Genomic DNA, 1,673 nt, shown 5'->3' with positions numbered 1-1,673 from the left:
AAATTTAGAGAATGTTACTACTTACTAGTAGTCATCTTGTGCTAAGTGTTAGTTAGCCTTTCTCCTTAGAAAGGAGGTGATCCATCCCCACGTTCCCGTAGGGATACCTTGTTACGACTTAACCCCAATCATGGACCCTACCTTAGACGGCTCCCTCCCTTTCGGGTTAGGCCACCGGCGTTGGGTATTGCCCACTTTCGTGGTTTGACGGGCGGTGTGTACAAACCCCGAGAACGTATTCACCGCAACATGCTGATTTGCGATTACTAGCGATTCCGACTTCATGGAGTCGAGTTGCAGACTCCAATCCGAACTGAGACTGTTTTTGTGAGTTTCGCTCCAGGTCACCCTATCGCTTCTCTTTGTTCCAGCCATTGTATCACGTTTGTAGCCCAGGTCATAAGGGGCATGATGATTTGACGTCATCCCCACCTTCCTCCAATTTATCACTGGCAGTCTCGCTAGAGTCCCCAACTTAATGATGGTAACTAGCAATAAGGGTTGCGCTCGTTGCGGGACTTAACCCAACATCTCACGACACGAGCTGACGACAACCGTGCACCACCTGTACATCTGTTAGCCTCCGAACTTATTTCTAAGCCTTTGCAGAGTATGTCAAGACCTGGTAAGGTTTTTCGTGTATCTTCGAATTAAACAACATGATCCACCGCTTGTGCGGGGTCCCGTCAATTCCTTTGAGTTTCATACTTGCGTACGTACTACTCAGGCGGAGAACTTAATGCGTTAACTGCAGCACTGACCTTATGGCCAACACTTAGTTCTCATCGTTTACGGCGTGGACTACCAGGGTATCTAATCCTGTTTGCTCCCCACGCTTTCGTGCATCAGTGTCAGTATAGACCCAGCAAGCCGCCTTCGCCACTGGTGTTCCTCCATATATTTACGCATTTTACCGCTACACATGGAATTCCACTTGCCTCTGTCTCACTCTAGTTATATAGTTTTCATAGCCTCACAGCGTTAAGCACTGCACTTACACCACAAACTTTTATAACCACCTACGCACCCTTTACGCCCAGTAAATCCGGATAACGCTCGCCCCCTATGTATTACCGCGGCTGCTGGCACATAGTTAGCCGGGGCTTATTCATATGGTACCGTCAATTTTTAATTTTTCTTCCCATATAAAAGAACTTTACATACCGAAGTACTTCGTCGTTCACGCGGCGTTGCTCGGTCAGGGTTTCCCCCATTGCCGAAAATTCCCTACTGCTGCCTCCCGTAGGAGTTTGGGCCGTTCTCAGTCCCAATGTGGCCGGTAGACCTCTCAGTCCGGCTACGCATCATCGTCTTGGTAGGCTCTTACCCCACCAACTAACTAATGCGCCGCAGACCCCTCTTAAACCGATAAATCTTTAAATGTGTTTTTTTCATGCACACATCCTATCCAGTATTAGCTCCAGTTTCCCGGAGTTATCCTCGAGTTAAAGGTAGGTTATCTACGTGTTACTCACCCGTTCGCCACTAAGCATCCGAAGATGCTTCGTTCGACTTGCATGTATTAGGCACGCCGCCAGCGTTCATCCTGAGCCAGGATCAAACTCTCCATATAATTTATGTTTTGTTTTGATTTTAGCTCTTATTTTTGTTTTCTCTTGTTCATCATCATTCAGTTTTCAAAGACTCAATTTTGCGTCTCTTCTTTCGAGCGC

At 47.2% G+C, this 1,673-nt stretch carries 1 rRNA gene; it reads right to left on the bottom strand.

Annotated elements, in window-relative coordinates:
- Positions 1-69 precede the first annotated feature (69 nt).
- A 16S ribosomal RNA gene (locus tag IY230_RS03630) occupies positions 70-1,573 on the bottom strand.
- Positions 1,574-1,673 lie beyond the last annotated feature (100 nt).

This window comes from Acholeplasma laidlawii (assembly GCF_015709225.1).
Lineage (GTDB): Bacteria > Bacillota_I > Bacilli_A > Acholeplasmatales > Acholeplasmataceae > Acholeplasma > Acholeplasma laidlawii_A.
The sequence above is the reverse complement of the archived record's forward strand: the minus strand, read 5'-3'. Positions and strand labels throughout refer to the sequence as shown.